General features: G+C 70.4%; 5 protein-coding genes and 1 pseudogene. 4 read left to right on the top strand and 2 right to left on the bottom strand.

Annotation, left to right across the window (positions count from 1 at the left end; translation table 11 throughout):
• Positions 1 to 269: pseudogene (locus BLT23_RS29605) on the bottom strand (IS982 family transposase); the annotation flags it as partial.
• Between the two features lie 177 nt (positions 270 to 446).
• Between BLT23_RS29605 and lgt the strand changes: the two are divergent.
• The 3 genes from lgt to BLT23_RS29590 are packed head-to-tail and all read left to right on the top strand — an operon-like array spanning position 447 to position 3,515.
• Positions 447 to 1,427, top strand: coding sequence for a prolipoprotein diacylglyceryl transferase (gene lgt / locus BLT23_RS29600; RefSeq protein ID WP_425434422.1), 981 nt, complete (start codon positions 447 to 449; stop codon positions 1,425 to 1,427).
• A 3-nt stretch (positions 1,428 to 1,430) separates the two neighbouring features.
• Positions 1,431 to 2,093: a response regulator transcription factor gene (locus BLT23_RS29595; protein WP_090054811.1), complete on the top strand. Its 663-nt coding sequence runs from the start codon at positions 1,431 to 1,433 to the stop codon at positions 2,091 to 2,093.
• A 48-nt stretch (positions 2,094 to 2,141) separates the two neighbouring features.
• Positions 2,142 to 3,515, top strand: coding sequence for a sensor histidine kinase (locus BLT23_RS29590; protein ID WP_090054853.1), 1,374 nt, complete (start codon positions 2,142 to 2,144; stop codon positions 3,513 to 3,515).
• On the opposite strand, the gene BLT23_RS29585 is transcribed toward BLT23_RS29590, so the two are convergent.
• Entirely contained in the window at positions 3,484 to 4,383 is a 900-nt protein-coding gene (locus BLT23_RS29585; RefSeq protein WP_090054809.1) for a TAXI family TRAP transporter solute-binding subunit, read from the bottom strand. The genes BLT23_RS29590 and BLT23_RS29585 overlap by 32 nt on opposite strands.
• A gap of 112 nt (positions 4,384 to 4,495) precedes the next feature.
• On the opposite strand from BLT23_RS29585, the gene dctA reads away from it, so the two are divergent.
• Positions 4,496 to 5,854 carry a C4-dicarboxylate transporter DctA gene (dctA, locus tag BLT23_RS29580; protein ID WP_090054808.1) on the top strand — a complete coding sequence of 453 codons (1,359 nt, stop codon included), beginning with the start codon at positions 4,496 to 4,498 and terminating at the stop codon, positions 5,852 to 5,854.
• Positions 5,855 to 6,110 lie beyond the last annotated feature (256 nt).

Here is a 6,110-nt window from a genome sequence, read left to right as displayed (position 1 = left end):
AGGATCAGCGGTGTCGCCGCGGTCAGGCGTTTGTGGTAGCCGGGCTGGTGCGGCAGGTACGGGAACAGGTGCCCGAGCCTGCCGTAGGCGAAACGCAGCCAGTGGTGCTGCGACGGGAAGCCGAGCAGTACCTGGGCCACGGCCAGGCACAGCAACTCCGCGTCGGAGAGCTTCTTGCGCCGGCCGGGACGTCTGCGTTCGGGTGGTGTCAGGTGGTCATCGCAGAACACGTAAAGTGCAGTCAGGAGGGTGTCCAGATCGGTCGTCACAAACCTGATCTTGACACCCTCCTCCTGCGTCTCAGGACCGCCTTCAGCTCAAGAGCCAAACGGAATCAATCATCTAGGAGCGGAACCGCCAGCGGGGGTCGCGCGCAGGCGCCGTTGTGGTTCGAGGTCGGTAACGATCGCGCGTCCCCACGGGGCGCTCACGGGCCCACCGGTACGGTGGTCGACGTGTTGAACGGGTTGAACGCCGTCCTGGCCACGATCCCGAGCCCAGACCGTGGTGTTTGGTTCCTCGGTCCGCTCCCCCTCAGGGCGTACGCGTTGTGCATCATCGCCGGCATCATCGTCGCCATCTGGTGGGGTGAGCGCCGGTGGGTCGAACGCGGCGGCATCAAGGGCGACGTGACGGACATCGCCGTGTGGGCGGTGCCGTTCGGCCTGGTCGGCGGCCGGCTGTACCACGTCATCACCGACAACCAGAAGTACTTCGGGCCGGGCAAGAACCCGCTCACGGCGCTGGAGATCTGGAACGGTGGTCTCGGCATCTGGGGCGCCATCGCGCTCGGTGCCGTGGGTGCGTGGATCGGGTGCCGCCGCAAGGGCATCCCGCTGCCCGCCATGGCGGACGCGCTGGCGCCCGGCATCGTGGTGGCGCAGGCCATCGGGCGGCTCGGCAACTACTTCAACCAGGAGCTCTACGGCGGCGACACGACGTTGCCGTGGGGTCTGGAGATCTACCGCCGCGTCACGCCGGAAGGCCGTGAGGACGCGCTGGCCGGTGTCGCGATCGACCACACGCCGATCCAGGTCGTGCACCCGACGTTCCTCTACGAGCTGCTGTGGAACCTCGGTGTCGCCCTGCTGATCGTGTGGGCGGACCGCAAGTTCCGGCTGGGCCACGGCCGCGTGTTCGCGCTCTACGTCGCGGGCTACACGGCCGGGCGGTTCTGGATCGAGCTGATGCGCACCGACGAGGCGACGCTGATCCTCGGCACGCGCGTGAACGTGTTCGTGTCGGCGCTGGTGTTCCTCGGGGCGGTCGCGTACTTCATCATCGCGCGGTCCCGCGGCGAACGTGAGGACATCGCGGCGTCGCGCGCCACCGACACGCCCGTGGGCGAGGCGACCGGCGAGCCGGTCGTGGACGCCGGTGACGCGAAGGACCAGAAGGACTCCCCGGAGTCCGTCAAACCGGAGTGACCTGTGCGCGTGCTCGTCGTCGAGGATGACGACCGGGTGGCCAGGGGCCTGGTGACCGCGTTGCGGCACGCCGGCTACGAGGTGCACCGGGTGGCCACGGCCGCCGACGCGTTGCGGGCCACTCCCGCCGACGTGGTGCTGCTCGACCTCGGCCTGCCCGACGGCGACGGCCTGGACGTGCTGCGCGAGCTGCGGCACCGTCCGGGCACCGCCGTCATCACGGTGACGGCGCGCGGCGAGGAACGCGAGCGCGTGCTCGGCCTGCGGGCGGGCGCCGACGACTACGTGGTGAAGCCGTTCGGCACGTCCGAGCTGCTCGCCCGCATCGAGGCCGTGCTGCGGCGGACCCGTGCCCACCGCGCGGGTCCGGAGACCGAGGCACCCGTCGAGGTCGGCCCGTTGCAGATCACCGCGTCGACGCGCACCGCGACGCTCGCGGGGGAGGCGCTCGCGCTGACCCGCAAGGAGTTCGACCTGCTCGCGCTCCTCGCGGCCCGCAGGGGCGAGGTGGTGAGCCGCGACTTCATCGTCGACCAGGTGTGGCAGGCGCACTGGGAGGCGCCGTCGCGGACGCTGGACACGCACATCGCGGCGTTGCGCGGCAAGCTCGGCGGGCACGTGCGGATCGAGACGGTCAGGGGAGTGGGCTACCGCCTCGCCACGTGACGAGTCCCCGGGAGACAGTGCGTCGCGGGTGCGGAACAATCCGTGGCGATGCTCCGCCGACTGCTCGTCATCACCGTTCCGCTGCTCGTCGCCCTGGTCGCGGCGCTCGGCATCCCGCTGGCGTCCGCGGTGGTGCAGCGCGAGACGCAGACGACCTACCTCGACCGCCTCGCCGACGCGAGCAGGTTCGCCTCGCTGGCCGAGAGCGCGTTGCAGTCGGACCGGCTGGAGGCGCTGAGCCAGGAGATCCGGCGCTACGACGTCCTCTACGACGTCCCGGTCGCGCTGGTCAGCGCGGACAGGCGGATTCTGCTGGCGTCGGAGCCGGGGTTCGACCCCGCTGACGACCCCGCGGTCACGAAGGCCCTCGACACGGCGTTGAACGGCGGCATCCGGCCGGAGCCGGACTACACGGGCTGGCCGTGGCGCACCGGGCCGATGGTCGTCGTCGAACCGGTCGGGCGGGACAGCGAGGTCGTGGCCGCCGTCGTCACGATCTCGCAGACGGGCGGGCTGCGGACCGAGGTGCTGCGGCAGTGGGGGCTCATGGCGCTGGTCGGGCTGGCGCCGATGCTGGCCGTGGTCGCCGCGGCCTGGCCGATGTCGCGGTGGGTGCTGCGGCCGGTCAGCAAGCTCGACGAGGCCACCGCCGCCGTCGCGCAGGGCAACCTGGACGTGCGGGCGGACGAGGTCGGCGGGCCGCCGGAGCTGCGGCGCCTGGCCCGCAGCTTCAACACCATGGTCGACGTCGTCGGCAGGGCGCTGAACCGGCAGCGGGCGTTCGTCGCGGACGCCTCGCACCAGCTGCGCAACCCGCTGGCCAGCCTGCGGCTCGCCGTCGACAACCTGGAGCCGCACGTCGAGGGCGAGCACGCCAGGGAGGCGCACCAGATCGCCGTCGAGGAGGCGGAGGAGATGGGGCGGGTGCTCGACACGCTGCTCGCGGCCACCCGGCTCGACAGCGCCCGGCAGACCGAGCCGGTCGACATCGACCAGCTCCTCGCGACCCACACCCCCGCGTGGCAGGCGCTGGCGAGCAGGGCCGAGGTGGAGCTGCGGATCGACCTGCCGGCCGGGCTCACCATGCAGGAGCCGCCCGGCGGGCTCGGCAGCGTGCTGGACGAGCTGGTCAGCAACGCGATCCGGCTGTCCGGCGGCACGGAGGTCCGCGTCACCGGCAGACCCGGCGAGCTGCACGTCGTCGACAACGGCGAGGGGCTCGACGCCGAGGAACGGGAGCTGGCGCTGCAGCGGTTCTGGCGGGCCACCAGGCACCAGAACGTCGCGGGCACCGGCATGGGTCTCGCGATCTGCGCCGAGCTCATCGAGTCGGCAGGCGGCACGCTCACCCTGCACGACGCCGGTCCGGGCCTGGACGTGCGGGTGGCCCTCAGCGCTTCGCGGAACGGAACCAGCGCATAGCGCCGTCGTGCAGCGGCACGAGACCGGTGGCGATGCCGGTGCGGACGTTGATCCGCGACGCCTCGGGGTGCCCCTCCACGATCCGCGCCGTCTCGGTGAACACCGTGCGCGTCACGACCTCGACCACGTCCGCGCTCAGCGAGTCGCGTGCCAGCAGCAGGTTCGGCACCGCGAACGTGTGGTTCGCCGCCACGCCCTCGTAGGTGGTGCTCGGGATGGTCGCCGGGATGTACGGGCCCTGGTAGTTGTCCGCGAGCCTGGTCGCCTCCGGCGTGATGTCGATCAGCCGGACCTTGCCCTTCAGGTCGGTGATGGCGGGCGTCGGGATGCCGGTCAGCGCCAGCATCGCGTCCAGCGAGCCGTTCCCGACCCTGCGGGACGCCTCGGAGTGGGCCATGCGTTCGTCCACAGCGGACACACCGAACTCCCGCAGCATCCGCACCGCGGTGAACTCCGTGCCCGATCCCTTGGGGCCCAGCGAGATCCGCTTGCCCGCCAGGTCGGCGAACGTGCGGATCGGTGACGCGATCGGCACGGCGATCTGCATGAAGCTGTCGTAGAGCCTGCCGACCGCGCGCAGCCCCGGCGGGTCCTCGATGGCGTCCAATGAGGACAGAGCCAGCTGCGCCGCACCGGAGCGCAGCAGCTGGATGTTCTCCACCGACGCCGCGGTCGGGATCGCGATGACCCTCGTGCCGGGCAGCTGCTCGGCCACCGCGGCGGCGAGCGCGCCGCCGACCTCGCGGAAGACAGCGCCCTCCGGACCGGTCGCGAGCAGCAGCTCAGCGGGCGCCTCGACCCTGCGCGGGGTGCACCCCGCGAGGGCCAGACCGGCCCCTAGCAGAAGCGTGCGACGGCTGAGCGACACCGGCGAAGCCTAGCTGTTACGTCAGGTCTGTCTGAAGTTTCGCGACGTCGCCTTGTCGGGTGTTGTGGCGGCCCCCACCCTCACTACCCAACACGAAGTTCGAGGAGGAACCGTGGCGACGACCACCACCGGCCGCAAACCGATCTACCGGCACCTGTACTTCTGGGTGCTGGTCTCCATCGTGCTCGGCGCGGCAGTCGGCTTCCTGTTCCCGGCGCAGGCGTCCGAGATGAAGTGGCTCGCCGACCTGTTCGTCAACCTCGTCAAGGTCGTCATCGCGCCGACCATCTTCGCGACGATCATCGTCGGCATCGCGGGTCTGGGGAACCTCGCCAAGGCGGGCGGCCTGGCCCTGCGGACGATCCTCTACTTCACCGCGATGACGACGGTGGCGCTCGCCATCGGCCTCATCGTCGTGAACGTCGTGCAGCCGGGCCACCACGGCGGCGACATCGAGCTGAACGCGAGCCAGGCCGACGCGACGCTCAAGTCCGCCGCGAGCGCGGAGACCGGTGTCACCGGCTTCATCCTCAGCCTGATCCCGAAGTCGTTCGTCAGCGCCTTCACCGACGGGCAGCTGATCCAGGTGCTCGTCGTCGCCATCCTGGTGGCTGTCGCGGTCGCCGGCATGGGGGAGCGCGGCGCCAAGGTCGTCTCCGCGATGGAGACGCTGTCCAAGGTGATGTTCGGCATCATCAAGATCGTCATGTACGTCGCGCCGATCGGCGCCTTCGGCGGCATCGCCTACACCGTCGGCAAGTTCGGCGGCAGCGTGCTCGGCAAGCTGCTCTGGCTGATGGGCTCGTTCTACGCGACCTGCCTGCTGTTCGTCATCGTGGTGCTCGGCCTGGTGGCGAAGTTCGCGGGCTTCAGCCTCTTCAAGTTCCTGCGCTACATCAAGGACGAGATCCTGATCGTGCTCGGCACGTCGTCCTCGGAGTCGGTGCTGCCGCGCATGATGGTCAAGCTGGAGGCGGCGGGCGCGCAGAAGTCGGTCGTCGGCCTCACGATCCCGACCGGGTACTCGTTCAACCTCGACGGCACGTGCATCTACCTCACGATGGGCGCGATCTTCATCGCCCAGGCCACCGGGCACGACGTGTCGATCGGCGTCCAGATCGGCCTGCTGCTGTTCATGCTGATCGCGTCGAAGGGTGCCGCGGGCGTCACCGGTGCCGGTCTCGTCACACTGGCGGCCTCGCTGCAGGCGTTCGAGGCCCACTCGGCCATCCCGGCCGTCGGCATCGCGCTCATCGTCGGCATCGACCGGTTCATGTCCGAGGCCCGCGCCATCACCAACGTGATCGGCAACGGCGTCGGCTCGCTCGTGGTCGCCGCCTGGCAGAAGGGCCTCGACAAGGAGCGCCTGACCGAGGTCCTGAACAACCCCGACAGCGTCGACGTCGACGACCTGCTGGCCAAGCAGTCCGGCGAGGACGCCGCCGCCGCGGAGCCGGTCGCGGCCCGCTGAGTCGTCCGTGGCCGGAGGTGGTGCTTCCCTCCTCCGGCCACGAGACCCGTGACCTCCAGGAATGCCGAGGTCCCGTTCTCCCGCGCACGACGCGGGGGAACGGGACCTCGGCTTCGTTTGGTGGGGAACAATCCCCGTCTGGGGGTGGAGAGCGGTCCGCACAGCGCCGGGTCCCACTCTGTGAGCGTCCGCTAACTGGGATGGCACGCCGCTGATCAGCGAAAACGATTCAGTACCCAGTGCAACCAGTGGTAAA

The sequence above is a fragment of the Lentzea fradiae genome (assembly GCF_900100955.1).
Taxonomy (GTDB): Bacteria; Actinomycetota; Actinomycetes; order Mycobacteriales; family Pseudonocardiaceae; genus Lentzea; species Lentzea fradiae.
The sequence above is the reverse complement of the archived record's forward strand: the minus strand, read 5'-3'. Positions and strand labels throughout refer to the sequence as shown.

Excerpts from the sequence above, each read along its gene's own strand:
- BLT23_RS29590 (WP_090054853.1), top strand. The coding sequence starts at position 2,142 with ATGCTCCGCCGACTGCTCGTCATCACCGTTCCGCTGCTCGTCGCCCTG.